Annotated in this window: 26 protein-coding genes; 11 read left to right on the top strand and 15 right to left on the bottom strand. The window is 64.6% G+C overall.

Annotation, left to right across the window (positions count from 1 at the left end; all coding sequences use genetic code 11):
- Positions 1 to 13: 13 nt before the first annotated feature.
- Positions 14 to 1,243, bottom strand: a complete 1,230-nt coding sequence (locus FIU91_RS09135; RefSeq protein WP_152462217.1) for an acyl-CoA dehydrogenase — start codon at positions 1,241 to 1,243, stop codon at positions 14 to 16.
- Positions 1,244 to 1,330: 87 nt separating this feature from the next.
- Here FIU91_RS09135 and FIU91_RS09130 point away from each other — a divergent pair, with 87 nt between their 5' ends.
- Positions 1,331 to 2,248, top strand: a complete 918-nt coding sequence (locus FIU91_RS09130; RefSeq protein WP_152462216.1) for a LysR substrate-binding domain-containing protein — start codon at positions 1,331 to 1,333, stop codon at positions 2,246 to 2,248.
- 3 nt (positions 2,249 to 2,251) lie between these two features.
- Here FIU91_RS09130 and FIU91_RS09125 read toward each other — a convergent pair whose 3' ends face one another.
- On the bottom strand, positions 2,252 to 3,781 hold the full coding sequence (locus FIU91_RS09125; protein ID WP_152462215.1) for a LysM peptidoglycan-binding domain-containing protein: 1,530 nt from the start codon (positions 3,779 to 3,781) through the stop codon (positions 2,252 to 2,254).
- Positions 3,782 to 3,903: 122 nt separating this feature from the next.
- On the opposite strand from FIU91_RS09125, the gene FIU91_RS09120 reads away from it, so the two are divergent.
- On the top strand, positions 3,904 to 4,476 hold the full coding sequence (locus FIU91_RS09120) for a TIGR00730 family Rossman fold protein (RefSeq protein ID WP_152462214.1): 573 nt from the start codon (positions 3,904 to 3,906) through the stop codon (positions 4,474 to 4,476).
- Here the strand turns inward: FIU91_RS09120 and rarD are convergent.
- The 8 genes from rarD to FIU91_RS09080 all read right to left on the bottom strand — a co-directional run bounded on the left by rarD (position 4,398) and on the right by FIU91_RS09080 (position 12,145).
- Entirely contained in the window at positions 4,398 to 5,315 is a 918-nt protein-coding gene (gene rarD, locus FIU91_RS09115; RefSeq protein ID WP_152462213.1) for an EamA family transporter RarD, read from the bottom strand. The genes FIU91_RS09120 and rarD overlap by 79 nt on opposite strands.
- Positions 5,316 to 5,406: 91 nt before the next feature.
- Positions 5,407 to 5,862, bottom strand: a complete 456-nt coding sequence (locus tag FIU91_RS09110) for a host attachment family protein (RefSeq protein WP_152462212.1) — start codon at positions 5,860 to 5,862, stop codon at positions 5,407 to 5,409.
- Entirely contained in the window at positions 5,862 to 6,092 is a 231-nt protein-coding gene (locus FIU91_RS09105; RefSeq protein WP_093014431.1) for a hypothetical protein, read from the bottom strand. The genes FIU91_RS09110 and FIU91_RS09105 overlap by 1 nt, the downstream gene beginning before the upstream one ends.
- 128 nt (positions 6,093 to 6,220) lie before the next feature.
- On the bottom strand, positions 6,221 to 6,829 hold the full coding sequence (locus FIU91_RS09100) for a superoxide dismutase (protein WP_152462211.1): 609 nt from the start codon (positions 6,827 to 6,829) through the stop codon (positions 6,221 to 6,223).
- A 161-nt stretch (positions 6,830 to 6,990) separates the two neighbouring features.
- Positions 6,991 to 7,554 (bottom strand): sarcosine oxidase subunit gamma, encoded by a 564-nt coding sequence (locus FIU91_RS09095; protein WP_172974976.1) that lies wholly within the window; start codon positions 7,552 to 7,554, stop codon positions 6,991 to 6,993.
- Entirely contained in the window at positions 7,547 to 10,561 is a 3,015-nt protein-coding gene (locus tag FIU91_RS09090) for a sarcosine oxidase subunit alpha family protein (protein WP_152462209.1), read from the bottom strand. The genes FIU91_RS09095 and FIU91_RS09090 overlap by 8 nt, the downstream gene beginning before the upstream one ends.
- Positions 10,558 to 10,887: a sarcosine oxidase subunit delta gene (locus FIU91_RS09085; protein ID WP_152462208.1), complete on the bottom strand. Its 330-nt coding sequence runs from the start codon at positions 10,885 to 10,887 to the stop codon at positions 10,558 to 10,560. Before FIU91_RS09085 ends, FIU91_RS09090 begins: the two co-directional genes overlap by 4 nt.
- A 13-nt stretch (positions 10,888 to 10,900) precedes the next feature.
- Positions 10,901 to 12,145, bottom strand: coding sequence for a sarcosine oxidase subunit beta family protein (locus tag FIU91_RS09080; protein WP_152462207.1), 1,245 nt, complete (start codon positions 12,143 to 12,145; stop codon positions 10,901 to 10,903).
- A 146-nt stretch (positions 12,146 to 12,291) separates the two neighbouring features.
- Between FIU91_RS09080 and ccmI the strand changes: the two genes are divergently transcribed.
- The 3 genes from ccmI to FIU91_RS09065 are packed head-to-tail and all read left to right on the top strand — an operon-like array spanning position 12,292 to position 14,304.
- Complete coding sequence (gene ccmI / locus FIU91_RS09075; RefSeq protein WP_254702084.1) at positions 12,292 to 13,563, top strand: c-type cytochrome biogenesis protein CcmI; 1,272 nt, start codon at positions 12,292 to 12,294, stop codon at positions 13,561 to 13,563.
- Positions 13,560 to 14,033, top strand: coding sequence for a Holliday junction resolvase RuvX (gene ruvX, locus FIU91_RS09070; protein WP_152462206.1), 474 nt, complete (start codon positions 13,560 to 13,562; stop codon positions 14,031 to 14,033). Before ccmI ends, ruvX begins: the two co-directional genes overlap by 4 nt.
- A gap of 22 nt (positions 14,034 to 14,055) precedes the next feature.
- A complete protein-coding gene (locus FIU91_RS09065) occupies positions 14,056 to 14,304 on the top strand; it encodes a DUF1289 domain-containing protein (protein WP_093014410.1) in 249 nt (82 codons plus the stop codon).
- Positions 14,305 to 14,310: 6 nt separating this feature from the next.
- On the opposite strand, the gene FIU91_RS09060 is transcribed toward FIU91_RS09065, so the two are convergent.
- From FIU91_RS09060 to dusA, 3 genes are read right to left on the bottom strand one after another with little or no spacing between them, the layout of a single operon-like run.
- Positions 14,311 to 15,300, bottom strand: a complete 990-nt coding sequence (locus tag FIU91_RS09060; protein ID WP_152462205.1) for a calcium-binding protein — start codon at positions 15,298 to 15,300, stop codon at positions 14,311 to 14,313.
- Complete coding sequence (locus FIU91_RS19730; RefSeq protein WP_256371898.1) at positions 15,300 to 15,431, bottom strand: hypothetical protein; 132 nt, start codon at positions 15,429 to 15,431, stop codon at positions 15,300 to 15,302. Before FIU91_RS19730 ends, FIU91_RS09060 begins: the two co-directional genes overlap by 1 nt.
- Positions 15,432 to 15,454: 23 nt before the next feature.
- The gene (gene dusA, locus FIU91_RS09055; RefSeq protein WP_152462204.1) at positions 15,455 to 16,450 is read right to left on the bottom strand and encodes a tRNA dihydrouridine(20/20a) synthase DusA; all 996 of its coding nucleotides are present in this window, start codon (positions 16,448 to 16,450) and stop codon (positions 15,455 to 15,457) included.
- 113 nt (positions 16,451 to 16,563) lie between these two features.
- Here dusA and FIU91_RS09050 point away from each other — a divergent pair, with 113 nt between their 5' ends.
- Both FIU91_RS09050 and FIU91_RS09045 read left to right on the top strand, forming a co-directional pair.
- Positions 16,564 to 17,652 carry a site-specific integrase gene (locus tag FIU91_RS09050; protein ID WP_092811214.1) on the top strand — a complete coding sequence of 363 codons (1,089 nt, stop codon included), beginning with the start codon at positions 16,564 to 16,566 and terminating at the stop codon, positions 17,650 to 17,652.
- Positions 17,653 to 17,741: 89 nt separating this feature from the next.
- Positions 17,742 to 18,932, top strand: a complete 1,191-nt coding sequence (locus FIU91_RS09045) for a DUF932 domain-containing protein (protein ID WP_092811216.1) — start codon at positions 17,742 to 17,744, stop codon at positions 18,930 to 18,932.
- A gap of 67 nt (positions 18,933 to 18,999) precedes the next feature.
- Here FIU91_RS09045 and FIU91_RS09040 read toward each other — a convergent pair whose 3' ends face one another.
- Together FIU91_RS09040 and FIU91_RS09035 are read right to left on the bottom strand one after the other, a co-directional pair.
- Entirely contained in the window at positions 19,000 to 19,689 is a 690-nt protein-coding gene (locus FIU91_RS09040; RefSeq protein WP_092811218.1) for an RES family NAD+ phosphorylase, read from the bottom strand.
- Positions 19,686 to 20,075: an antitoxin Xre-like helix-turn-helix domain-containing protein gene (locus FIU91_RS09035; protein WP_092811220.1), complete on the bottom strand. Its 390-nt coding sequence runs from the start codon at positions 20,073 to 20,075 to the stop codon at positions 19,686 to 19,688. Before FIU91_RS09035 ends, FIU91_RS09040 begins: the two co-directional genes overlap by 4 nt.
- A gap of 170 nt (positions 20,076 to 20,245) precedes the next feature.
- Between FIU91_RS09035 and FIU91_RS09030 the strand changes: the two genes are divergently transcribed.
- The 4 genes from FIU91_RS09030 (at position 20,246) to FIU91_RS09015 (ending at position 25,244) form a co-directional block, all read left to right on the top strand.
- Positions 20,246 to 22,375 carry a ParB N-terminal domain-containing protein gene (locus FIU91_RS09030; protein ID WP_092811222.1) on the top strand — a complete coding sequence of 710 codons (2,130 nt, stop codon included), beginning with the start codon at positions 20,246 to 20,248 and terminating at the stop codon, positions 22,373 to 22,375.
- A 100-nt stretch (positions 22,376 to 22,475) separates the two neighbouring features.
- On the top strand, positions 22,476 to 23,519 hold the full coding sequence (locus FIU91_RS09025; RefSeq protein WP_152462203.1) for a toprim domain-containing protein: 1,044 nt from the start codon (positions 22,476 to 22,478) through the stop codon (positions 23,517 to 23,519).
- 227 nt (positions 23,520 to 23,746) lie between these two features.
- A complete protein-coding gene (locus tag FIU91_RS09020; protein WP_092811226.1) occupies positions 23,747 to 24,673 on the top strand; it encodes a DUF2493 domain-containing protein in 927 nt (308 codons plus the stop codon).
- A 118-nt stretch (positions 24,674 to 24,791) separates the two neighbouring features.
- Positions 24,792 to 25,244, top strand: a complete 453-nt coding sequence (locus FIU91_RS09015; protein ID WP_175471140.1) for a hypothetical protein — start codon at positions 24,792 to 24,794, stop codon at positions 25,242 to 25,244.
- Positions 25,245 to 25,819: the final 575 nt, after the last annotated feature.

Here is a 25,819-nt window from a genome sequence, read left to right as displayed (position 1 = left end):
CAAGCGCCTCGTATCAGAAGAATGCCTGCAAGCCGGTCTGCGCACGCCCAAGGATCAGCGCATGAATGTCATGCGTGCCTTCATAGGTGTTCACCGTTTCGAGGTTCACCATGTGGCGGATCACCTGGAACTCCGCAGAAATGCCGTTTCCGCCATGCATGTCGCGGGACATGCGAGCGATATCAAGGGCTTTACCGCAATTGTTGCGCTTGATGAGCGAGATCATCTCGGGCGCGGCCTTGGCCTCGTCCATGAGGCGACCGACCCGCAGGCACGCCTGAAGACCCAGCGATATCTCGGTCTGCATGTCAGCGAGCTTCTTCTGGAAAAGCTGCGTCTGCGCGATCGGCTTGCCGAACTGCTTGCGGTCGAGACCGTAAGCCCGCGCGCCGTGCCAGCAGAACTCGGCCGCGCCCATGACGCCCCAGGCAATGCCGTAGCGCGCGCGGTTGAGACAGCCGAACGGACCTTTCAGGCCCTCGACATGCGGCAACAACGCATCCTCACCGACCTCGACGCCGTCCATGACGATCTCGCCTGTCACCGAGGCGCGAAGCGACAGCTTGTTGCCGACTTTCGGCGCCGACAGACCTTTCATGCCTTTCTCAAGCACGAAGCCGCGGATCTTGCCGTCATGCGCGTCGGACTTGGCCCAGACCACGAATACATCCGCGATGGGCGAGTTCGAGATCCACATCTTGGAACCCGAGATACGATAGCCGCCGTCGATTTTCTCGGCGCGCGTTTTCATGCCCGCCGGGTCGGAGCCCGCATCGGGCTCTGTCAGGCCGAAACAGCCGATCCATTCACCGGAGGCGAGCTTCGGCAGGTATTTCTTGCGCTGCTCCTCGGTGCCGTAAGCGTAGATCGGATACATAACGAGGCTCGATTGCACCGACATCATCGAGCGATAGCCGGAATCCACGCGCTCGATCTCGCGCGCGACGAGCCCGTAGGCCACGTAGGACGAGCCGAGCCCGCCATATTCTTCGGGCACGGTGACGCCAAGAAGCCCCATCTCGCCCATTTCCCGGAAAATCTCGGGCTCGACAGTTTCCTCTTCGAATGCCTGAGTCACCCGGGTCTGCAGGCTCTCTTGCGCGAAGGTGCGCGCGCTTTCGGCGATCATGCGCTCATCTTCTTCGAGCTGGTCCGTCAGGCGGAAAGCGTCTTCCCAGTCAAACGATCCCAGGTTGGGCGCGTCTTTTGCTTTCAGTACAGGCTTGTCATCGAGATCTTTCATGACGTGTCCTCCAAATTCGCTTGGCTAGAAGATAACTTGCGCCAACGTCATCGAACAGCGACAATACCGCAAGAATCCATGCAAGAAATGCAAGCATCCCCCTTATCGCGGCGCCTTCTGCCGCCCCTGCCCGCCTTGCGCGCGCTCGAGGCGCTGGATCGGCTCGGCACCGCGGCGGCGGTCGCGAGAGAGCTCGATCTCAGCCAATCCGCGATCAGCCGTCAGATCCGCACGCTCGAGGATCAGCTTGGGGTGACGCTCGCGAGCCGCGAGTCCCGCGCCCTCAGCCTCACACCCGAGGCGCGCGCCTATGCCGCCGAGGTCCGCGCCGCACTCAACCGCATCGCGCAAGCCTCGCTGAGCCTCAGGATGCCGTCGCGCGCGGGCTCCCTGTCGCTGTCGGTGCTGCCGTCCTTCGGGATGCGCTGGCTCGTGCCGCGCCTTCCGGATTTCACCCGGCGCCACCCTGAAGTGACGATCAACTTCACGACGCGCCTCAGGCCGCCCGATTTCGCGGCCGAAGCCTTCGATGCGGCCATCGAATTTGGTATGGCAGCGCGGCCCGGCACGAACCGGTTGCTCCTGCGTCCCGAACGGGTTTTGCCCGTTGCCGCACCCAGCGTGCTCAAGGATGGACCTGTCGGGCTCAAGACACTGGCGCAACTGCCGCTTCTCCACATCGACACGCGGCCCACGGCCTGGGAGGATTGGTTCGCGGCCCAGGGTCGCGAGACAGGCCCCCTGCCCGGTACATCCTTCGATCAGTTCACGACGATCCTCGAGGCCGCGCTTCACGGGCTTGGCGTGGCCTTGCTGCCTGACTACCTGACCGAAGAAGCGCTCGCACGAAAACGTCTTGTCGTCGCGCATGACGCCGAGCCGACGAGTCTTGGCGCCTATCACCTGGCCTGGCCCACCGATCGTCCGGTGACCCCGGCCCTTTCAGAATTCCGGGACTGGCTGGCTGGCGAGGCGCAGGGCGAGGACGATCCGCTGCCGCGCTGAGCCTCAATCGGGGAGCGCGAAGACCTGGCCGGGATAGATAAGGTCGGGATCGCGAATGAGGTCTTGATTGGCCTCGAACACCTTCACGTAAAGCAGCCCCTCGCCATAGCGTTCGCGCGAAATTCCCCACAGCGTATTGCCGGGCTGGACCGTGACCGCGTAGACCGGCCCGCCGGTTTCAGGCGCCGCCGCCTCGATCGCGGCGCGGCTTTCCCGGCGGAACGGGCTTTCGATCCGCGCCAGAACGCGCCCTTCGGCATCGACCCGGTCTAGGCGGAGCGTGTAGGTGCCCGGCTCCGTGCCCGGCAGGCCTGTGCGCCAGCGGCCTCCTTCGGAGACATCGGTCAGCGTCACTTCGGAATTGTCGACGTAAATGCGGACCGATCCGCCGGGAGTCGCGCGCCCGGAAAGCGAGACGTCCCCCCCGTCGTCGTAACTGATCGCGTCGAGCGCCACGAAATCGCCGTCCGGCAGATCTGCAGGCTCGGTCGCGGGCTGGACGACATCGACGCCTTCGGGGCCGGACAGGAGCACAGCGGTCGGTTGCGGAGCCGCTTCCGGCGGAGCGAGGTCCGGCAGGTCCGGTACCGCGCCGCCGGTGGCAGGATCGAGCGCGGCGGTCTCACTCGGTGCGTCACTCGCGGCGGTCGGTTCGCTGAGCTCACGATTTGGCTCGATACCGGGTTCCTCTGCGTCAGGGAGTGCCGCTTTTTGGCTCGGAGCCTCGCTTGGCGGGGTTTCCGGTGCCGCGTCAGTTTCCATGGCCGCGGTTTCGGTCGGAGCGTCGCCTGCGTCGTCAGCATCGACGGGACGAGCCGCAATCTCCTCGCTATTTTCCGCAGAGGCGGTCACTTGGGCCTCGGGAGACTCTGGCGACGGGGCGAGGATGATCTCTTCCGCGCCGATCCGCTCTGCGTCCCCCATCCGCTCGGCAAGCGTGATGACGCGCGGCGAGGCGCTTGTCCCGAGCGGCTGAAGAAGGACGAAGCTGCCGCTCGCGTCGATCTCGGTTTCCGCGACCTCGGCATCGTCGAGAAGAACGCGGACCCTCGCACCCGGTGTCCCGCGCCCGGCGATCACCGCGCTACCGTCGGGCGAAACCCGAACGAGGTCGAAACTGGGCGCGGTTTCGGGCGTGGTATCTTCTTCGGTGTCAGCGTCCAACGCGTCGGGCGCGGTTGCTACGCTCTCGGCCTCGGCGCGACCGGCCTCCTCAGCGGTTTCAAGCGGCGCTGCGGGCTCTGTCGCAACCTCCGGAGCATCGGGCGTGCGGGCCGCGAGAACAGGCTCCGACCCTGTGGTCGCCGTCTCAGGCGCTGTCATATCGCGTTGCGGCTCGGGAATGGTATCCGTACTCGGCGCAGGCTGCGGCAGAGCCGCTGCGTCCTCGACAGCCTCGGGCGCGTCGTCGCCGCGGGCGAGAACATCGTCCAACTGGCCCGTGGCATAAAGCCCGGCCAATGCCGCGCCAAGCAGCGCGGTCACGCCCAGGACCGCCCCGATCGGCCCGGACATGGAGGATTTGGTCGTCATCTCTGGTTCATCCCCATAAGGCTGCGTGCGCACAGGCAGATCTTTACGCGCCGCAGCCGGTTGAGAACGTATATCAACAGCGCTAACACCGGTCAAAGCCGCGCAAGCATGGAGTTGTCGCGATGCAACAAATCTCGATCTGCGTGTATTGCGGGGCGCGCGATGGCTCCGACCCAGCCTACGCGGCGGCGGCCGAAGCGCTTGGCTGGGAAATCGGCGCGGCCGGCTGGCGGCTCGTTTACGGTGCGGGCGACGTGGGTCTGATGGGCCGCGTGGCCCGGTCTGCCCAGAACGCGGGTGCCCAGACCTTCGGCGTGATCCCGGATCACCTTGTGAAATGGGAAGTTGGGAAACGCGATCTGACGACCTTCGTCGTCACGGACACCATGCACGAGCGCAAGAAAGTCATGCTGATGAACGCCGATGCCATCGCCGTTCTTCCGGGCGGTGCGGGCTCGCTCGACGAATTCTTCGAGGTGCTGACCTGGCGGCAGCTCGGCCTGCATGACAAACCCATCGTGCTGATGAACGTCGAAGGCTACTGGGATCCGCTGATCGCGCTGATGCATCACGTCGTCGATCAAGGCTTCGCCGGAAGCGACATTGTCGAGAACGTTCAGGTCTCGCCGGATGCGCCGGGTACGATCGCGGCTTTGCGCCGCGCGCTTTCGGCCCGAAGCGTCGCCGTCGAATAGATCGCCAAAGCTGTCCAGATCAGCGCAAAGGCCACGGCCTGGACCGTGCCGAAGGGTTCGCGGAAAACCAGCGTTGCGACAAGGAATTGCAGTGTAGGGTTCAAGTACTGGATGAGCCCGATGCTTGATAGGTTGACGCGCTGGGCTGCAAAGCTGAACAAGATGAGCGGCAAAGCGGTAAGCGGGCCAGACACGATCAAGAGTGCCGACACACCTCCATCCTGACCGAAGAGTCCCGTGCCGCGGACACCGTGCAGATGCCAGAGCCAGCCGAGCGCCAATGGCGTCAGCAGCAACACCTCGCCCGTGACAGAGACCACCGGTCCGACAGAAAGTCGTTTCTTGGCAACGCCGTAAAGGCCGAAGGTCAGGCTGATGATGAGAGACACCCAAGGCGGATGACCAAGTTGCACCGACAGGATGAGAACTGCGATCGTCGCCAATCCCACGGCCACCATCTGCGCGCGCCCCAATCGTTCGCGAAAGAACAGAACGCCCAACAGAACCGCTACCAGTGGGAAGATGTAATAGCCAAGGCTGGCTTCCGTCGCTCTTTCAATCTGGATGGAAAGGATGAACAGGAACCAGTTGCAGGATATCATGATCGCGGCGAAGCCGATGGCGGCGATCCTGCGCGGCGTCGACAACGCATCTCGCAATGCACCAAGCCGGCCCTGGACCAGAAGCACCCCGGCGAAGAACAACATCGACCAGAGCGTGCGATGGGCCAGCACCTCGAGCGGCGGAACATCGGCGAGCAATTTGTAGTAAAGCGGGGACAATCCCCAGATGGAGCAAGCGCCGATCATGGCGAGAACGCCGATCCGTTGCTCCTGCATTTGCGGTCCCCCTGCCCTTGCCAACAGAGCTTTGCCAGAGCGTGAGGGCCGGCGCAATGAGGCCCGGGCACAAACCCCGGGCCTCGCTATCTTATGCCTCTGCGAGCTCGTCGCGCAGCATCTCTTCAACCTTGTCCAGCGGATGGTTGGTCAGCGTCTTGGGGATCTCGGCGATGACCTTTGAAGCCACCTCCTTGTGGATCTGCTTTCGAAGCTCACCCAGGATTTGCGGTGGCGCGACGATCACGATCCGCTCGAACTTGTGCTTATGCGCCTGCTTGTAAAGCAGGTCCGCAAGATCGTCGGCGAAACGTTCCTTCGCCAGCTCATGCCAGTCCGTATCATCCATCGCGGAGCTTTGGCCGATGCCTGTATCGCCCTTGCGGCCAGGCTTGTTGGCAGACTGGTCGTAGTCGGACGGGTTGTCCTGCTCCTCTTCGCGCACGACGTTCAGATCCGGACTGTGCTCGTCCAGATCATTGCGAAGAAACAGCGCCTTCTCACCGTCAGCGATGAGCACCCAAGTTCCGTGAGTGAGTTCGGCCATCACACCTTCTCCTTGTCGCCGCTATCGTCGGTGTCCTGCGCCTTGGGCCGTGTGTTTCCGGCGGACGTGTCGTCGACCTGCTTTTCCTCGTCGCGCTTGCCGACCTTGCGGTTCAACTCGCCGCCGGCACTGCCGGCATGGTCAGGGCTCTCGGGAAGGTTCTCGGGCTTCTCGCCGAGAACCTCTTCGGTCTCGCGATGCCCATCGTTCGATCTCTTACGCTCGGCCATAAGATGCCTCCGCTTGTTGCCTTTCACAGGACGAACGCGCTGCCCGGTCGGGCGTTCCTCAGGGCAAAGAAAAACGCCCCGACCGGATGGGTCGAGGCGTTCAATTTCAATCGCTTGGGAGGCGAAGCTTATGCCTTCGACAGGCGCTCGGCAACGTTTTCCCAATTCACAAGGTTCTCGAGGAAGTTCGACAGATAGGCCGGACGCTTGTTGCGGAAATCGATGTAGTAGGAGTGTTCCCACACATCGACGCCAAGAAGCGCGGTCTGATCGAAGCAAAGCGGATTGACGCCGTTCTCGGTCTTGGTGACCTTGAGACCGCCATCGGTGTCCTTCACGAGCCATGCCCAGCCGGAGCCGAACTGACCTGCGCCGGCCGCAGCGAACTCGTCCTTGAACTTGTCGACGGAGCCGAAGCTCTCGGTCAGCGCAGCTTCAAGCTCGCCCGGGATGCCCTTGTTTTCCGGCGTCATCATTTCCCAGAACTGGTTGTGGTTCCAGTACTGCGACGCGTTGTTGAAGATACCGGACTGCGCGACCGCGTTCGGATCGTACGTGCCCTTGATGATCTCTTCGACGGACTTGTTTTCCCACTCGGTGCCCGAGATCGCCTTGTTGCCGTTGTCGACATAGGCCTTGTGGTGAATGTCGTGGTGGAACTCGAGCGTTTCCTGCGACATGCCCTTCGAGGCGAGCGCGTCGTGGGGATACGGAAGGTCGGGAAGTTCAAATGCCATGACGGTCCTCGTTCTATTCAGAGTATAATCTGCGACATAGCGCCGTTGGTGCGCTGACAAGCCGCAAGCGTCAAGAGCGCAACGGGCGCAATCTCGAAATCAACGTCACGGAGCGGTGAGGGTTCCGCGATCCGCGAAAGAAACCGCCCCGTGACAGAGCCTTAGAAATAGCCGACTTTTGCGCTGTCCGCTGCAGCCGTCTTCAGAAGACCGAAGACGTAATCCGCACCTGATCTGAACGCGATGACATTCGCCGCGCCCTCTTCGATCCAGATGGCTCCCGCGACCTGGGCCAGCCGCGTGCGGCGCACCCGGCCCTCGGGCAGCGCATCGGGCGCGCAATCGGCCGGCGTGAGCTTTGCCAGCGCCTCGCGGACCTCGTTCTCCGGACCGGTCAGGCGGAACATCGCGCGTGCGTCCGAGACATTCGCGACAAGCGCATGAGCGCCCGACAGCGACGCAGCCAGCTTTTCGGACAGAAGCTGGGCGGCGGTATAGGCGCAGAGCACCATCACCTCGTCCGGGCCCATCCAAAGCACGGCCATCTCGCCGCTGCGCGACATGGAAAGTGGTCCGGGCACCGACAGGCCGCCAAGCTCCGTCAGGGCCGAGGCCAGTGCCGGATCATCCATCTTCGCGCGAACCGAGATCATGCCTTGCGGGCCGAGGGAGTCGACGGTCACCGACCCAGCGGCGCGTGCGCCATCGCGTGCAATGTCAGACATTCTGCTTTTCCCCCTCGGGATCGAAGAAAATGGTGCCGGTGATCTTGGCCGGGACACGGCTCCCATCGGTCATGGCGAACTCGATCACTTCACCCATCCGGTCGGGTCCGTTATGGACAAGGCCCATCGCGATCGGACGGCCAAGCGCGGCGGAATGATAGCTCGACGTCACTCGCCCTTGCGTGTTCACCTGGCCATTGGCGTTATTGCCCGGCGCGACCGCATAGGCCCCGTCGGGCAGCTTGGAGCCATCCGTCGTCTCCAGGCCAACAAGTTGCCAGCGCTCGGGATTGTCCATGAAGGACCGCTCCTGCGCGCGCTTACCAATGTAGTCTTCCTTCTTCTTCGAGATCGCCCAGTGGAGTCCGAGATCCTGCGGAATGATCGTCCCGTCGGTCTCCTCCCCGATCATGATGAAGCCCTTCTCGGCGCGCAAAACGTGCATCGCTTCAGTGCCATAGGGGGTGACGTTGAACTCCTGGCCCGCCTCGATCAGTTTGTCCCAGAGCTCCCGGCCCCGGTTTGCCGCGACCGCGATCTCGAAGGACAATTCACCCGAGAAGGAGATCCGGAAGATCCGCGCGGGGATGCCCCCGACATTGCCATCGATCCAGCGCATGAACGGCAGCTCGTCTTTGCCGATGCCCTCGGTTCCAAGCTTTTCCAGCACCGCGCGGGACTTGGGGCCGACAACGCCGATCTGGGTGTACTGCTCGGTCACGTTCAGAACCCAGACCTTCCAGTCCCACCATTCGGTCTGGAGCCATTCCTCCATATGAGCGTGGATGCGCTCCGCGCCGCCGGTGGTCGTGTGGCACAGGAACGTGTCCTCATCGATCCGCGCCACGACACCGTCATCCATGAGGAAGCCGTTTTCGGAACACATGAGCCCGTAGCGGCAGAAGCCCGGCTTCAGCGATGACATCATGTTGGTGTAGAGCATGTCCATGAAGCGCCCGGCATCAGGCCCTTTGACGAGGATCTTGCCCAACGTCGAGGCGTCGAGCAGGCCAAGGCTCTCCCGTGTTGCGACGCATTCGCGCGTCACCGCGTCATGGGTGCTCTCGCCCGGCTTCCTGTAGGCGAAGGGGCGCCGCCAATGGCCGACCGGCTCCCATTCCGCGCCGTTTTCCTCGTGCCAGGAATGCAGAGCGGTGCGGCGGATCGGCTGGAACAGCTCGCCCTTTGCCTCTCCGGCGATGGAGGCCAGCGAAATCGGTGTGTAGGGCGGGCGGAACGTCGTTGTCCCAACCTGCGGAATGCCTTCACCCAGTGCTTGAGACAGGATCGCAAGGCCGTTGATGTTGCTCAGTTTTCCCTGGTCCGTCGCCATGCCGAGCGTGGTGTAGCGCTTGGTATGTTCGACCGAGACATAGCCTTCCTGTGCGGCAAGTTGAACGTCGGTCACCTTCACATCGTTCTGGAAGTCGAGCCAGGCTTTCGCCCGGAGCGCGCGCTTGGCGCCCTGCGGCATCAGCCAGACCGGCTCCATCGGTGCTTCGTCGCGTGGGCTGGCCTCGGGCGCGGCCGCATCGACCGACAGGCCGATCCGCTTGAGCGCGGAGGTTGTGCCGCTCGTTGCGTCGCTGACGATCTCCGACAGACCCAGATGCCCGTTCGCCGCGCCAACCGCGGTCACGATGGCGGAGCCGTCATGGGTGATCGGCGCGCGCTCGGGATCGGGGCGGAAGAAGTTCTCGGTCTCGTCCCATGTCAGCTTGCCGCCGATATGCGACCAGAGATGCACGACCGGGGACCAGCCACCCGACATGGCGACGGCGTCACAGGCAATGGTTTCCTGTGTCGCGCCCTCGCCCGCCTGGGGGCAGATCTCGACACCGGTGACGCGCGCGCCGCCCTGGACCTTGGCGATGCCCTTGCCCTTGAGAACGCGGATGCCCTGCGCCTCGGCCTCGGCCATCAGCGCGCCCCCGCCATTCGCCCGCGCGTCAATCACCGCCGGGACAGAGAGACCCACCGACTTGAGCGCGAGCGCCGTGCGGTAAGCATCGTCGTTGTTGGTCACGACGACCGTCCGGTCACCCGGCGAGACCGCGTAGTTCACCGCGAAGTCTCGCGCCGCGGAGGCCAACATGACGCCCGGAATGTCGTTGCCCGCAAAAGAGAGCGGACGCTCTATCGCGCCGGTCGCGGTCACGATCTGCCCTGCCCGGATCCGCCAGAGACGATGACGCGGCGCATCGGAGCCCGGCGCGTGATCCGAGACGCGCTCATAGGCCGTGGCATAGCCGTGATCGTATAGACCCGCGCCCATCGTCCGCGTCCGCATCGTGACATTGGCCATGCCTTCGAGCTCTTTAAGCGTGGCCGAGACCCAGGCATCCGCCTCTGCTCCGTCGACAGTGCCGCCATCCACTGGCGCGCGGCCGCCCCAATGAGCGTTCTGCTCGATCAGCAGGACTTTGCCGCCCGACTGCGCCGCGACCTTGGCCGCCTGAAGTCCCGCCACTCCGCCGCCGATCACCAGAACGTCTACATGAGCGTAGAAATGCTCGTAGGTGTCGGGGTCGCGCGCCTCTTTGTCCGGCGCCTTGCCGAGACCTGCCGACTTGCGGATGAAGGGCTCGTAGACGTGTTTCCAGAACGGACGGGGATGAATAAACGTCTTGTAGTAGAAGCCTGCCGGCAGGAAGCGCGACAGCTTCGCGTTGATCGCGCCGACGTCGAACTCGAGGCTCGGCCAGTGGTTCTGCGACTGCGCTTCGAGCCCGTCGAACAGCTCGGTCACGGTGACGCGCTGGTTCGGCTCGAACGTGTTGCCTGAGCCGAGGCCGACGAGGGCATTGGGCTCTTCGGCACCGCTCGCCACGATGCCGCGCGGGCGGTGATACTTGAAGGACCGACCGACCAACATCTGGTCGCCCGCCAGCAAGGCAGAGGCCAGCGTGTCGCCCGAATAGCCCTTCATCTGGCGGCCGTTGAACGTGAAACGGTGCGTGGTGGCGCGGTCGATCAGGCGACCGCCCTTCGCAAGGCGCGTGCTCATGCCTGGCTCTCCTTCGCCCAGCCGGGACGGCGGGCCGCGATCTTCTCGATAATGTCGGACGGGGGCTCCGTGGTCTGAGCCGAATAGGTGCCGAAGACCTCGAGCGTCACGGTGCAGCGCGCGGCGTGAAACCACTTGCCGCAGCCATGCGAGTGCCGCCAGCGCTCGAAATGCACGCCCTTGGGGTTCGCGCGCATGAAGAGGTAGCTTTCGAACGCGTCATCGGACGATCCAGGCCCGAAGCGCGTCAGGTGCGCCTCGCCGCCGGGATGCAGTTCGGTCTCGTCGGCTTTGACGCCGCAATAGGGGCATTCAAGGATCAGCATGTCCCGTATCTCCTTAATGTGCCACGCCGGCGGCGACCGACTCGTCGACAAAACGGCCCTCGCGGAAGCGCTCCATGCCGAAGGCCTCGGTAAGCGGCGAATGCCCCTTGGCCATCAGTTCGGCAAACCCCCAGCCCGAGCCCGGGATCGCCTTGAATCCGCCGGTGCCCCAGCCGCAATTGATGAACACGTTCTCGACCGGCGTCTTCGACAGGATCGGCGAGCGGTCGCCGGTCATGTCCACGATGCCGCCCCATTGCCGCAGCATCTTGAGGCGCGAGATCATCGGGAAGGTCTCGCAAAGCGCGCGCACCGTCTCCTCGATATGGTGGAAAGAGCCGCGCTGGGTGTAGTTGTTGTAGCCGTCCGCGCCGCCGCCGATCACCATCTCGCCCTTGTCGGACTGGCTCATGTAGCCGTGCACGGTGTTGGCCATGACGACGACGTCCATGCAGGGCTTGATCGGCTCGGAGACGAGCGCCTGCAGCGCGACGCTCTCGATCGGCAGCCGGAAGCCGGCCATCTCGGCAAGATGCCCCGAATGACCCGCGACAACGATGCCGAGCTTGTTGCAGCCGATATCGCCTTTCGTGGTCGACACGCCCGTGACGCGACCGCCCTCGCGCTGGATGCCGGTCACCTCGCATTTCTGGATCACGTCCATGCCCATGTCGGAGCACGCCCGTGCATAGCCCCAGGCAACGGCGTCGTGACGGGCGGTCCCTGCGCGCTCCTGCCAGAGCGCGCCGAGGACGGGATAGCGCGGGCCCTTGAGTTCGATGATCGGCACCAGCTCCTTGACCTTCTTTGGGCTGATGAAGGTGGTGTCGACGCCTTGCAGCGCATTGGCATGTGCCGTGCGCCGGTAGCCGCGCACCTCGTGCTCCGTCTGCGCCAGCATCATCACGCCGCGCGGCGAATACATGATGTTGTAGTTGAGATCCTGGCTCAGCGTCTCGTAAAGCGAGCGGGACTTCTCGTATATCGCGGCAGAGGGATCCTGCAGGTAGTTCGAGCGGATGATCGTCGTGTTCCGACCCGTGTTCCCGCCGCCGAGCCAGCCCTTCTCGATGATCGCGACGTTGCGGATGCCGTGGTTCTTGCCGAGGTAATACGCGGTTGCAAGACCATGCCCTCCGGCACCGACGATGATCGCATCGTAATGCTTTTTCGGCTGGGCATCGCGCCAGGCACGCTCCCACCCCTGGTGGTTGCGAAATGCTTCCCTAGCGAGTGCGAAGGCGGAGTAGCGTTTCATATCGGCGGCGATTCCCGAATAAGCGTCCCTGTCCGGCCCTCGTCGCACGGGCGGGCATCGCCCGCCATGCCGAGACCCGTCACATTACCGCGCAGTTGCGACATGCTCGCGCCACCGGGTTTTTTGCCTTTTTGTCAGGGGCCGGGATGGATATGTCTGCACGGGATGAATGGATGGGAGACGGCATGATCGCCTTCTGGATCTTGAGTGCCGCGATGGCGTTGCTGGTCGGCGCGGTGATCGTCTTGGCGCTGCTGCGCGGGCGGCGCTCGGCGCAGGACGCGGTGGCTTCCGATATCGGTGTCTATCGCGACCAGCTGCGCGAGATCGACCGCGATGAAGAGCGTGGCACGGTCGGCCCCGAAGAAGCCCAGCGGCTGCGGACCGAGGTGTCGCGCCGTCTACTGGCGGCCGATGCCAAGGACGCGTCCGAAACCGCCGCCGGATCGGAGCCGAAGCCGGTCTCGCGCGTCGCGGCGCTTCTCATCGCGCTCTTCCTCGTGTCGGGGTCGATCTACCTTTATGCAAGCCTTGGTGCGCCGGGCTACGGCGATCTCGGCCTGTCCGACCGCATCGCGCGGGCCGAGGAGGCCCGGCAGAACCGCCCCGCGCAAAGCGAGGCCGAAAGCGATGCGGCTTCTGCCCCGGCCGAGGCTCCGAACCCCGAATACCAAGCGCTGGTCGAGCGTCTGCGCGCCACCGTCGCAGAGCGGCAGAACGATGTGCAAGGCTTCCAGCTTCTTGCGCGCTCCGAGGCAGCGCTGGGCAATTATCGCGCCGCCTATCGTGCCCAGGAACGGATCATCGAGCTCAAGGGCGAGGAGGCGACGGCGGAGGATTACGCCGATCTCGCCGACATGATGGTGCTCGCCGCAGGCGGATACGTCTCGCCCGAAGCCGAGGCCGCAGTCGAGAGAGCGCTGAACCGCGATCCCGAGAACGGTGTCGCCTCCTATTATGCCGGGCTGAGCATGGCACAAACGGGCCGGCCGGATCGCGCCTTCCGCATCTGGGACAATCTTCTGCGCCGCTCGACAGCGGAGGATGCCTGGGTCGCGCCGATCATGAGTCAGATCGAGGACATGGCCTGGCGCGCCGGCGTCAATGATTACAGCCCGCCCGTACCGCAGACCGCCCTGCCCGGCCCGACCGCGGACGAGCTCGAGGCTGCGGGCGAGCTTAGCGAAGAAGACCGTCAAGGCATGATCGAAGGCATGGTCGCGCGGCTTTCTGACCGGCTCGCGACGCAAGGCGGCAGCCCCGAGGAATGGGCGCGGCTGATCTCGGCCTATGGCGTTCTGGGAAATCTCGACCAGGCCCGCGCGATCCTGCAGAACGCCGAAGAGGTTTTTCTCGGCGACGAGGCGGCGCTGACAACGGTGCGCGAGGCGGCTCGATCCGCCGGGGTTGAGGAATGATCCACGAAACTCTCGACGAGGCGCTGCCGGCCCTGCCCCCGATGAGAGCCATTGCGGGGCTCGATCTTGGCGACAAGACGATCGGTGTGGCGGTGTCCGACAGGCTGTTGTCCGTTGCGACGCCGCTCGAGACGATCCGGCGCAAGAAGTTCACGCAGGATGCCGCGCGTCTGATCGAGATCCTGAACGGGCGCGAGATCGGCGGCGTCGTACTCGGCCTGCCGCGCAACATGGATGGCAGCGAAGGCGCACGCTGCCAATCGACGAGGGCCTTCGCCCGCAATTTCTCACGGCTTTGGGACGGGGCGATCACCTTCTGGGACGAGCGGCTGTCCACCGTGGCCGCGGAACGTGCGCTACTCGAAGCCGATACATCGCGCATGCGGCGCGCGGAGCGCATCGACAACGTCGCTGCATCCTACATCTTGCAGGGTGCTCTCGACCGGATTAGGCATATTCGCCAAGGGTAAGGCCAAGAGGCAAACGAGCAGCATGGCGGACAAGTCAGGACAGCAACGCGCACGGAGCGCGGGGATCGAAAGCCCCTGCGTGCAGCTATGCGTCGTGCATCCCGAAGAACGCATCTGCGTCGGCTGCTACCGCTCCATCGACGAGATCACGCGCTGGTCCCGCATGACATCCGAGGAACGCGCAGAGATCATGGAGACCCTTCCCGAACGCGCACCGCGCCTCAAGAAGAGGCGCGGCGGCAGGGCCAGCAAGTTGGCCGCAAAAAGCTAGTGTCGATCAAGCCGCGACGGGCGGCTCCATCGTATCCGGCGAGCCATCATCGCCCGCGACCGTTACCACGTTCTCGAGGCTGAACCCGTTCAGGGCACCGTCGATGATCCGCGCCAGCGTGACCGCATCCTCACCCTCTCCGAGCGTCAGAAGCGCATCGTCCCCGTCCTCGGTGACACCGACAGCAAGGCCATCATCCTGATCGTCGAGCATCAGGAGAAGCACATCCTCCTCCTCGCCCTCGACCGCGAAATCGGTGATCGTTGCCGACATCGCCGGAATGTCTTCGCCGTCTTCGCGCGTCAGGTCGATGGTGAAGCTGTCAGCGCCTGCGCCGCCGGTCAGCACGTTCATGCCCGGACCGCCGTTCAGACTGTCCTCGCCCTCGCCACCGTCCAGCGTGTCGTTGCCGTCGAGTCCGAGAAGCGTGTCGTCGCCGTCATTGCCGAGCACCTGGTCATCATTGGCACCGCCCTCGACGTAATCGTCGCCGTCGCCGCCGCGCAGGGAATCTTCGCCAAGGCCGCCGAGCAAGGTGTCGTTCCCGTCATTGCCACGGATCGTGTCGTTGCCGTCATTGCCCTTGGCAAAGTCGTCGCCGTCGCCGCCTTCTATGGAATCGTCGCCCGTGCCCCCAATCGCGGTGTCCTGACCGCCCTGACCGACCAGCGTGTCATCGCCGGGCCCGCCCTCGAGCGAGTCGTCACCCGAGCTGCCTTCCAGGAAATCGTCGCCCCCGAGCCCACGCAGTGTGTCGTTGCCAGTGGAGCCGTCGAACCGGTCATCCCCTTCGGTAAGCGTTATGTCTTCGTCTTCGCCGGAACTGAGCGGCGGCTCTTCGCCGTCATCGCCGTCGTCCCCGTCATCACCCTTGTCGCCGCTATCCGATCCATCCGTCGGCGCGGTGTCGTTGTCGTCATCATCGTCGTCGTCATCACCAAAGTCGACAAAGGCCGACAGGGCCAGGAAAGGCAGCAGCGTCAGGAGCCAGATCATCACAATCCCCCAGGCAGAAACACAGAAATCCCCGGCATGAAGGTTTGCCGATATTCGGTCGAATAGGAAGGAATTTCAGCGATTGCTGCAGGATGGGAAACAATGACGCCCGAGCCACCCGATTGCGCCATGTTTGCGCCTTATTTGCGATCCCTCAGGCGGCGCGCTGTGCTGCATCCATCTCGTCGAGCGCATGCAGGATCAGCGACGAATCCGCGCCGCTCTTGGTGGCGTTCTCGGACAAGACGCGCCGCCAGACCCGCGCACCGGGACGCCCCGCGAAAAGCCCCAGCATGTGGCGCGTGACCTGGTGCAGCCTTCCGCCCGCCGCGATATGACCGTCGATGTAGGGGATCATCTCGAGCGCGATGTCGCGCGCCTCGGGCGCCGGGCGCCCGGTCGCGAAGATCAAGCGATCCGCATCGGCCAGCACGTCCCAAGGCGCGTGATAGGCTGCCCGTCCGATCATGACCCCGTCGAGCCCGGCATCGAGAAACTTCCGCGCGGTTTCGAGATCAGCAATGCCGCCATTCACCGAGACATGCATCTGCGGAAACCGCGTCTTCATGCGGTGCACCAGCCCGTAATCGAGCGGCGGGACATCCCGGTTTTCCTTCGGGCTCAGCCCCTGCAGCCAGGCCTTCCGCGCGTGGATGATGACACGCTCGCAGCCGGCGCCGGCAACAGCCTCGATGAATGCGGGAAGCACCTCTTCGGGCTCCTGTTCGTCGACACCGAGACGGCACTTCACCGTGACCTCCACATCGACTTCCGCCCGCATGGCAGCCACGGCGCGGGCGACGAGCGCGGGATCCTTCATCAGGACCGCGCCGAACGTGCCCGACTGCACGCGATCCGACGGACAGCCGACATTGAGATTGATCTCGTCGTACCCGGCCGCCTGCCCCAGCCGTGCCGCCTCGGCAAGCTCGTCCGGATCGCTTCCGCCGAGCTGCAGGGCGACAGGATGCTCTTCGGGCGCATGATCCAGAAGATGCAAAGCCCCGCCGCGCACCAAGGCCGGCGCCGTCACCATCTCGGTATAGAGCAGCGCCTGCCGGGACAGCAGCCGATGGAAATACCGGCAATGCCGATCGGTCCAGTCCATCATAGGGGCCGTAGACAATCTAGCGTGTTGATTTATTAGCATTTTTTGTGTATCTTCAAACTGTTGGCGGCGGATGCTGCTACGCTGGAATACGCCCCAATATCCCCGAATTTGCCCCTCTACGACGACTCATTGCACACACAGCGCACACGAAAATGGCCTCCATCACCAAGCTCCCCTCCGGTGCATACCGGGTCCAGATCAGACGAAAGGGCCGCTACGCGAGCGAGACGTTCCTCCGCCGCGACGACGCCCATCGTTGGGCCCGCCAAGCGGAGACCCGGGTCGATCAGGGGCTGGCGCCGAACAAGTCGTCCGTTTCCCGCCTCCAGACCTTTGGCGACCTCATCGATCTTCATATAACCGATATGTGCGAGGTAGGGAAACCGCCGCGTCGCAGCAAGGCCGCCACGCTCACGACGCTCAAGCGCGATCTGGGCAAAGAGAAGATCGGGCACCTCGACCGGCAGAAGCTGATCGACTACGGCAAGATGCGGGCGGAGCAAGGTGCGGGCCCGGTGACGCTCGGGATCGATATCGGGGTGATCAAGATGATCATCACCCACGCGGCAGCCGTGCACGGGCTCGACATTTCTCCGGAACCCGTTGATCTGGCGCGCGTAGCGCTCAAGCGTCTCGGGCTGATCGGCAAAGGCACAGAGCGGGATCGTCGCCCTACCATCGATGAGTTGAACCGCCTCTTCCGTTGCTTCGATGACAACGAACGCCTGACCCTGCCGATGACGCGGATCGTCAAGTTCGCGGTGGCCACGGCCATGCGGCTCGACGAGATCTGCCGCGTCGCATGGACCGATCTCGACGTCGACCGCCGGATGCTCATGATCCGCGATAGGAAGGACCCGCGCAACAAGACCGGGAACGACCAGCGGATCCCACTCTTCGCCGCCACGGGGTTCGATGCCTGGGCATTGGTCACCGAACAGGCCAAGGAACTCGGGCACGCAAGGGGCCGGATCTTTCCCTACAACTCGAAATCGGTCGGAACGGCCTTCCGGCGCGCCTGCGTCGAGGTCAGCGTGAAGGACCTGCATTTCCACGATCTACGCCATGAGGGCACAAGCCGCCTGTTCGAGGCCGGCTTCGCCATTGAACAGGTCTCGCTGGTCACTGGCCACAAGGATTGGAAAATGCTGCGCCGATACACGCATATCCGCCCGGAAACGCTGCACCGGCTTGCCGCGTCGCGCGCCACTTCCACGCTCGAGACCCGCGCAGCCGAGTGACCGGAGAGTCAGAGGGGTGCCGTCCCGGCCCGTGACGGGTTTGGAGGTCGAGAGAGAGGCTTTCGGCCGCCCGTCGCGGGAGAAAACCCATGAGTACCGAAATCATCGATGCCGGGCGTGACATGAGCGGCGGCTACAAGGTGGATGTGTCGCGCGGTTCGAACGTGGACCGCGTGTCGTCCGAGTGGTTCTCGCGGCCGGATGACGAGCGGTATCTGTCGCTCGACGATCTGTTCGCCTCGGTCAAGGGCCGGGCGGAGCGGAGCCGGACGCAGACGGTCGAGCGCGCCGCGATCCGGGTCGAGGCGCATCGGGACGACCCGGAAAAGCTGGGGCTGGTCCTGCCCGGTGCGGATGAACCCATCGCACCGACGCATTGGTCCTTTGGCCAGCTCTCGAGCCTCGTCGGTGCGCCCGCCGCCTATCTGCGCCAACTGCCCGCACCGCTGGCGGGGATCAACCTGCAATACGGGCTGACCAATCACCGGGCCGAGCAGATCAAGACCATGGAGGTCGCGAATGGCCGTACCGAACTGCGCGCCGTGACGGGCCCCGACTACGGCCGCATCTACGACCATGAACTGGTCTCCGCCGTGCAGCGCATCGCAGGGAACGGCACGGGCGACACGCGCTGGAAGGTGCCGGGCGTGCTCGACTGGTCGACCGGCATCTACAACCCGCGCGTGGACATCACGAAGGAGACGACGACGCTCTACGCCTCCGACCGCGACGTGTTCCTGTTCCTCGTCGATGACCTCAACCCGATCGAGGCGGGGCTGCTGCCCGATGGCTCACCCGACCTCTACTTCCGGGGGTTTTATTGCTGGAATTCGGAGGTTGGCGCCAAGACGCTTGGCATCGCCAGTTTCTACCTCCGCGCCGTGTGCCAGAACCGCAACCTCTGGGGCGTCGAGGACTTCCAGGAGATCACGATCCGGCACTCAAAATACGCCGCCTCCCGCTTCGCCCACGAGGCCGCGCCTGCGCTCAGCCGCTTCGCCGAGTCCTCGCCCGCGCCTTTCATCGACGGTATCCGGGCGGCGCGGGAGAAGATCGTCGCGCGGTCGGACGAGGACCGGCAGGACTTCCTGCGCAAGCGCGGGTTCTCGAAGGCGGAGACGGGGCGGATCGTCGAGACCGTTCTGGCCGAGGAAGGCCGCCCGCCCGAGAGCGTCTTCGACTTCGTGCAGGGCATCACCGCAGTCGCCCGGTCGAAGCCGCAGCAGGATGCGCGGTTGGTGATGGAGGGAAAGGCGAAGGCGTTGTTGGAGAAGGCCTGACAGATGGGATTTTTTTCAGCACCTTAGCACCAAGATCTGAAGTGTCGCATGAGGATATCGAGGGGCGTTACAGCCCCTCGATCGTAAATTCCGGCGCGCCTTGCCAGACAAGCTTCCAGCTCGCGCCCGGACGGACATTCTGGATGATACCGGGATCGAAGGCGACGAAGCACCGCCCGCCCGGGTCGCGCACGGATGGGTAGATCAGTCCACGATGCCCCTCTGATCTCAGATCCCCTGCAAGGCGCTGCCCGGCCGCGTAGCCCCGCTCGGGGACCGGATCGAGCGCCGGATGCTCCTCCCCGTGCAGATCCGGGAAATCCCCGATGAAATCCGCCAGCAGTTCCACGTAGCGGGCCTCGTCCTCGTAGCGGCCGATGAAGCCCAATTCACGGGTCCGGTGAAACCCAACCTCCTGCGCGCTCGTCAGCATGTCCCAGGCGCAATACCACGCGCCGCGCTCACCGGTGTTGAACCGGTTGCCCGAGGGTCGCGTGTAGGTGAAGGCCGCATTGATATGGCTCTGACCGTAAAGAGTCAGGTCATGAGACCGCCGCGCGAAGGCCAGTTCGCGACGGTCGAGTGCGGGGCTGCCCTGCGCTTCCGCGATCAGGCGGGCACTGGTCTCGCCTTCGATCTCGGCGAGAACCGCGGCCTCCTCGTCGCTGTCGACCAGCCCCCGCAGCACTGGGGGCTTGTGATGGGTCTCGGAGATCAGCCTGACAAGAGCACGGTCATTGACCGACGTGATCCTCAAACCCCGCCCCGCAGCGCATCGACATAGCCCCGCACGCGCAGGATCTTGGGCAACCCGCCCGCGATCATCGCGTCCACGGGCCGCGCGCCGTCGAACTCCGGACCCCGGTTCGGCAGCTTCGCCCAGTTCCGCGAGATCGGCTCGTTGAAATAGAGTTCGAGCGACTTGTAGAGACCGATCAGCGCGCTCAATCGCAGCATCTGGTCCCGCGTCAAATCCCCCGCAAAATCGGGCTTCTTCGCCCGCTTCCAGGTCGACTCCGACATGTCCGCCAGTGCCGCAGCTTCCCGCAGGGTGAGCGACCAGGCGTCCGCGATCCGAGCGAAGGCCTTGAGAGCAACACCCTGCCGGTCCGGTGCAGGTCGCTCCAGAACTACGTTTTCCATTTGTTCGCGCTCCTTCCTAGCTTGACTGACAACATACGTCCATATGGATTGCGTTGCAAGTCCACATGACCCGACTGGTGCTCCAAGAGTAAGAGGGGTGCCGGGTTTTCCGTGACGGGTTTGGAGGTCGGGAGAGAGGCTCCCGGCTGGCCCGTCGCGGAGATATCCCGATGACCAAGCAACAGAAAATCACCCTCAGCGCCTCGCGCGACATTCCCTTCAACAAGCTGATGCTCAGCCAGTCGAACGTGCGCCACGTGAAGGCCGGCGTGTCGATCGAGGAACTGGCCGAGGACATCGCGCGGCGGACGCTGCTCAGCTCCATCACCGTGCGGCCCGTGCTGGATGATAGCGGCGCCGAGACCGGCATGTACACGATCCCCGCCGGCGGGAGGCGGTTTCGGGCGCTCGAGCTGCTCGTCAAACAGAAGCGCATGAACAAGACCGCGCTGGTGCCCTGCATCATCCGCACCGATGGGCTCGCCGAGGAGGACAGTCTCGCCGAAAACGTCCAACGCGCGCCGCTGCATCCGCTCGACCAGTTCCGCGCCTTCCAGGCGATGCGCGAGAAAGGCCGCACAGAGGAGGAGATCGCCGCGGCGTTCTTCGTCCCGGCCAGCGTGGTCAAGCAGCGGCTGAAGCTTGCCGCCGTGGCACCATCGCTGCACGACGCCTATGCCGAGGAGGAGATTACGCTCGACCAGCTCATGGCCTTCACGGTCAATCCCGATCATGCGCGGCAGGAGCAGGTCTGGGAGGCGCTGCAGCGACACTATTCGCGGCAGCCCTACGAGATCCGCCGCATGCTGACCGACGGTGCGGTGCGGGCGTCGGACAAGCGGGCGCAATTCGTCGGGCTTGACGACTACGTCGAGGCCGGGGGCGAGATCCTGCGCGACCTGTTCCAGCAGGACGACGGCGGCTGGCTGCAGGATGCCGCGCTGCTCGACGTCATGGTGCGCGAGAAGCTTGCCGAGGAGGCCGAGGCGGTGCGCGCCGAGGGCTGGAAATGGGTCGAGGTCGACACCGAGTTCCCCTATGGCCACACCTTCGAGATGCGCCGGGTTCATGGCGAAGCGGTGCCGATGACCGACGAGGAGGAGGCCCGCTACCAGGCGCTGAAGGCGGAATACGACGCGCTCGAGGCCGAGCATGCAGAGGCCGACGAGTTGCCCGACGATGTCGATGCCCGGTTGGGCGAGATCGAGGAGGCGATGGAGGCCCTCGAGGCGCGTCCGATCCGGTACGAGGCGGAAGACCTCGCGCTGGCAGGAGCCTTCGTCAGCATCGACAGTTCCGGCCGGCTGCGGGTCGAGCGCGGCTACGTGCGGCCCGAAGATGAGCCGGTCGAGGAGGTGGAGGACGCCGGTGAGGTCGCACCGCAAGCGGCGCCGAACGATGACATTGATGACACCGCCGTGTCTACGGCGGACGAGGAGGAAGAGGATGACGGCCTCAAACCGCTTTCCGACCGCCTCGTCATGGAACTGACGGCCCATCGCACGCTGGCGCTGCGCAATGCGCTGGCCCAGGACCCGCAGGTCGCCTTCCTCGCGGCCCTGCACGCGATGGCCTTGCGGCTCTTCTATCGCTACGCCATCGACAGCTGCGTCGAGATCGAACCGCGCAATGCGGGGTTCGGATCGCAGGTGCCGGGCCTCGGCGACACGGCCTACGCGCAGGCCATCGACCAGCGTCACGAGACCTGGGCGCGCAACCTGCCGAAGGCATCCGAGGACCTCTGGGAGGCGCTGACCGAGTTCGACAGCTGCAGCCGCGAGACGCTCTTCGCCCATTGCGTGGCGATGAGCGTGAATGCCGTCCACGATCCCTACCAGCGCCGTCCGCGCGCCATCGCGCATGCGGATGTGCTGGCCGGGACCGTCGGGCTCGACATGGCCAAGGCGGGCTGGACGGTGACAGGCGACAGCTACCTCGGCCGCGTGACCAAGGCGTGCATCCTCGAAGCCGTGCGCGAGTCGAAGGGTGAGGACGCCGCTGACCGGATCGCCGGGCTGAAGAAGGCGGAAATGGTGACCGCCGCAGAGGACCTGCTTGTGGGCACCGGCTGGCTGCCCGACCCGCTGCGCACGCCGCCGCTGCCGGAAGAGGACGCACCGGCGATCGAGTTGGTCGACGACACCGACACCGCCGATGGAGGACCTTCGGACGACGATCCCGAGACTGGCGAAGCGCAATCGGCGGAAGACGGCGGCGAACCGGCTATCGGAGATTCCGAACACTCGGGGGAAGATGATCCCGTCGCCGGTGACGCCTTCGCCCGGACAGCCGCCGAGTGACCTTCGAGCAGGTCGGAGCTCTTTCCCCCAGAGTTCCGGCAGCCGGGGTCCGCCAGAAATGGCGGGCCCCTTTTTCTATCCACGACAGGAGGCACTAACCATGCACAGCCCCGCCGCCGACATCGCCCGCCGCCTTGCCCAGGATGCCGAGGCCGTCTGCCGACAGTACCTTCCAAACGGACGCAAGCAAGGCCGCTATTGGATCGTAGGCGACGTGCAGAACACGCGAGGCCGCAGTCTCTATATTCGGCTATCGGGACCGACCTCTGGACCCGGCGCGGCTGGCAAGTGGACCGATTCTGCCACCGGGCAGCACGGGGACCTTCTGGATCTGATCGCCCTGAACATGGGTATCACCACCCTGAGGGACGCGCTGGACGAAGCGCGCAGGTTTCTCAGTTTGCCGCAGATGGACAGGCATCGCGCCACCAATTCGCCAGCCTCTCGCGGCTCACCCGAGGCCGCGCGGCGGCTCTGGGCCATGGGCCAGCCGATTTCTGGCACCTTGGCAGAACGCTATCTCGCAAGGCGCGGCCTCACCGGGCTGGGCCAACTCGATAGTCTTCGGTTTCACCCGAACTGCTTCTACTGGCGCGAGGATCACGCACTGACAGACCCGCCCGAGATCTGGCCCGCCCTGCTCGCCAAGGTGACGGACCTCGAAGGGCGGTTCACGGGCCTGCACCGCACATGGCTTGACCCCGCCACTGCGGACAAGGCCCCGGTCATTCCACCGCGCAAGGCCATGGGCAATCTCCTCGGCCATGGTGTTCGCATCGGCAAACCGGTCAGCGTGCTGGCCGCAGGCGAAGGGCTGGAGACCATGCTCTCCCTGCATCTGGCCCTGCCGGAGTTGCCTGCGGTGGCGGCTCTGTCCGCCAATCATCTCGCAGCCCTGCAGCTGCCCGCCGATCTTCGCAGCCTCTACATCGCCGTCGATGCCGACCCGGCAGGCCTGTCCGCCGCGGACCATCTGTCGCATCGGGCCAGACAGGCCGGGATCGACGCGATCCACCTCTCCCCCTGTCTCGGCGATTTCAATGACGATCTGCGGGCCAATGGCCGCGACGCGTTGCGCGCGCATCTGCGTCCGCAACTGGCGCCCGAGGATGCCGTGACCTTCCTCGACCACGCCATCGACTGATCGGGATCGGTGCAGTCGGCCAGCGCCTCCGCGATCAGAGCCACGCCTTCCGTCCTTCCGAGAGCGGTCGAGACGGAGCAGAGCCCGGCCGGTCCCGCAACGGCAAGCCGTCCTCCGCTTCGCTTCGGCCGCCGCAGGCGCGGCGGTGCAGACCCGCCCGGCCCCCGCTTTTTCGTCGCCCGGGAAGGCCGCGAGAGGCGCGGTCTTCGAAAAACGGAGACTACACTATGACCGAGACACATCTTCAAACCCGATCCTCCACCGCCGTCGTACTCGAGGAACTGCAGCTCTACGGCTGGCGCCCCTTCACCGACGAACCCGATCCCCGCCCCTTGCCGGAGCCCGACGCCATTCGCACCGCCATCGCCGACATTTTCGACGCGCTCGTCTCGACGCTGTCCGACACGCGGTTGGAGCCCGACCTCGAAGACCTGCTCTGGTCCACCACGAACATGTTTCACCGCATGGCGACGCGGACTAGCCGGGATCTCGACAGCAACGAACAGGCACAAAAACGCGCACAGCGCGAACAGGACGGATCCGAGGTCCGCTCGGTCGAACTGGAAACCCTGATCGCGGAGGGCATCACGCTCATCGAGCGGCGCAATGCGTTTGAGGCTATGCGCGATCTCGCCGCCGAGGGCTTCGAGGCGCATCTAGGCCAGACCTGGCACCCGCGCACGGGCAGCCACGTGAACCGGCGTACCTTAACTGCGTCCCTGATTGACAGCCGCGATCATCTCACTGCGAAGCGCCGGGCCGATCTGGAACCGCTGCTGCCGCAAGGCACGAAGATCGCCTTCAGCGGCGGGCTCGACTGCAACGATCACACGGCCATCTGGGCGGCCCTCGACCGCGTCCACACGAAACATGCCGACATGGTCCTGTTGCACGGCGGCGCGCCACGCGGGGCCGAACGGATTGCCGCCGCCTGGGCCGACAAACGCGGCGTGACACAGATCGTCTTCAAGCCCGACTGGACGCGGCACGGCAAATCGGCCCCCTTCAAGCGCAACGACCATTTACTCGACACCCTCCCCATCGGCCTCATCGTCTTCCCGGGCTCGGGCATCACCGAAAATCTCGCCGACAAAGCCCGCGCGATGCGCATTCCCCTCTTCGACTTCCGGCCGAAAGCCGCCACACCGGCATGACCGGATTTTCGCCGACGCCCGCCCCGGACCCTCCCGGGGTGGGCCGTTTTCTGCTATGATCTGCCCGTGCCAATGGAGGAGGTGGCGGCGCGATCCTTGTTCTCGAAAGGAGTGCCTCATGTTTTTCTCCACCCTCTTCACTCTGTTCGGCCTTGGTGCCCTCTGCTGGATCCTGTTCAACCTGGCCGTCTACGCCCTGCCCTTCGCCATCGGGCTGACGTCCGGTATGTATCTGTATGAAACGGGCCAAGGCGTTTTTCTGTCGATCATTGCGGGCCTCTTCATCGGCGGCTTCGTCGCGGCTCTGGGTGAATTCGCCTTTGACCGCATCCGTTGGGCTCCGCTCAAACTCGCCATCGGTCTGATCTACGCGGTCCCCGCCGGGATAGCCGGGTTTCACGCGGCAAAGGGTCTTGCCGAGTTTGGCAGCGCAAGCGACACCGCCATCACCTTCTTGTCTTGGCTGGGCGCGCTCATTATCGGCGGTACAGCTTGGGCGCGGGTGTCGGGCTGGTCCGAGGTCAACGCCATGTCAGACTCGCATCCGCACACGTCTTTCGGTGAACACTGAACGCCCTGTGAAGCTTGCGCCGGTGCGTGCCGTCCGCCACATCGCCAGAGTGCGCCGCAACCGATTGCTGCAACAGGTCTCGATCCTCGCCGTCACCGCAGCGTTGCGGTTGGTCAGGACAGGCTGAGCAAACCAGATCGCCGAGACCCACTTTGTGGCGCATGACCTTGGTCGCACATGCACTTGGATCGCTGGCAGACCGAATATCACGGCAGACAAACACAGACACGGCGAGAGGGAGCAATCCCTGGGTAGCGAGGCACGTCCGGGACATGCACCGTTTCCGCCTGCACGCCAAAACCTGTCTTTGCACGACGTCTGCTGCCGGGGTCTTGCGCGGTCCAGAGGTAGCCTGTCATCCCCTTTTCCATGCCATGACGCCACGCGTCCCTTGCGGGCCTCTCAACGGCTGATCTGACCGGGATCGGCTGACGCCTCGACCTCCTTAAACGCAACAGCGCGTCCGGACTTTCTTCCCCTGGCAACCCGAACAATATCGGGTCCGCCATTCCTCGCGGAACAAGAAAGACCGGCCTTGCCGTCCTCCGCTGGCGCTGCGGGCCACAGGGGCTGCG

Source organism: Roseivivax sp. THAF30 (genome assembly GCF_009363575.1).
Lineage (GTDB): Bacteria > Pseudomonadota > Alphaproteobacteria > Rhodobacterales > Rhodobacteraceae > Roseivivax > Roseivivax halotolerans.
Note: the sequence above shows the minus strand (reverse complement) of the source record. Positions and strands in the feature narration are given on the sequence as shown.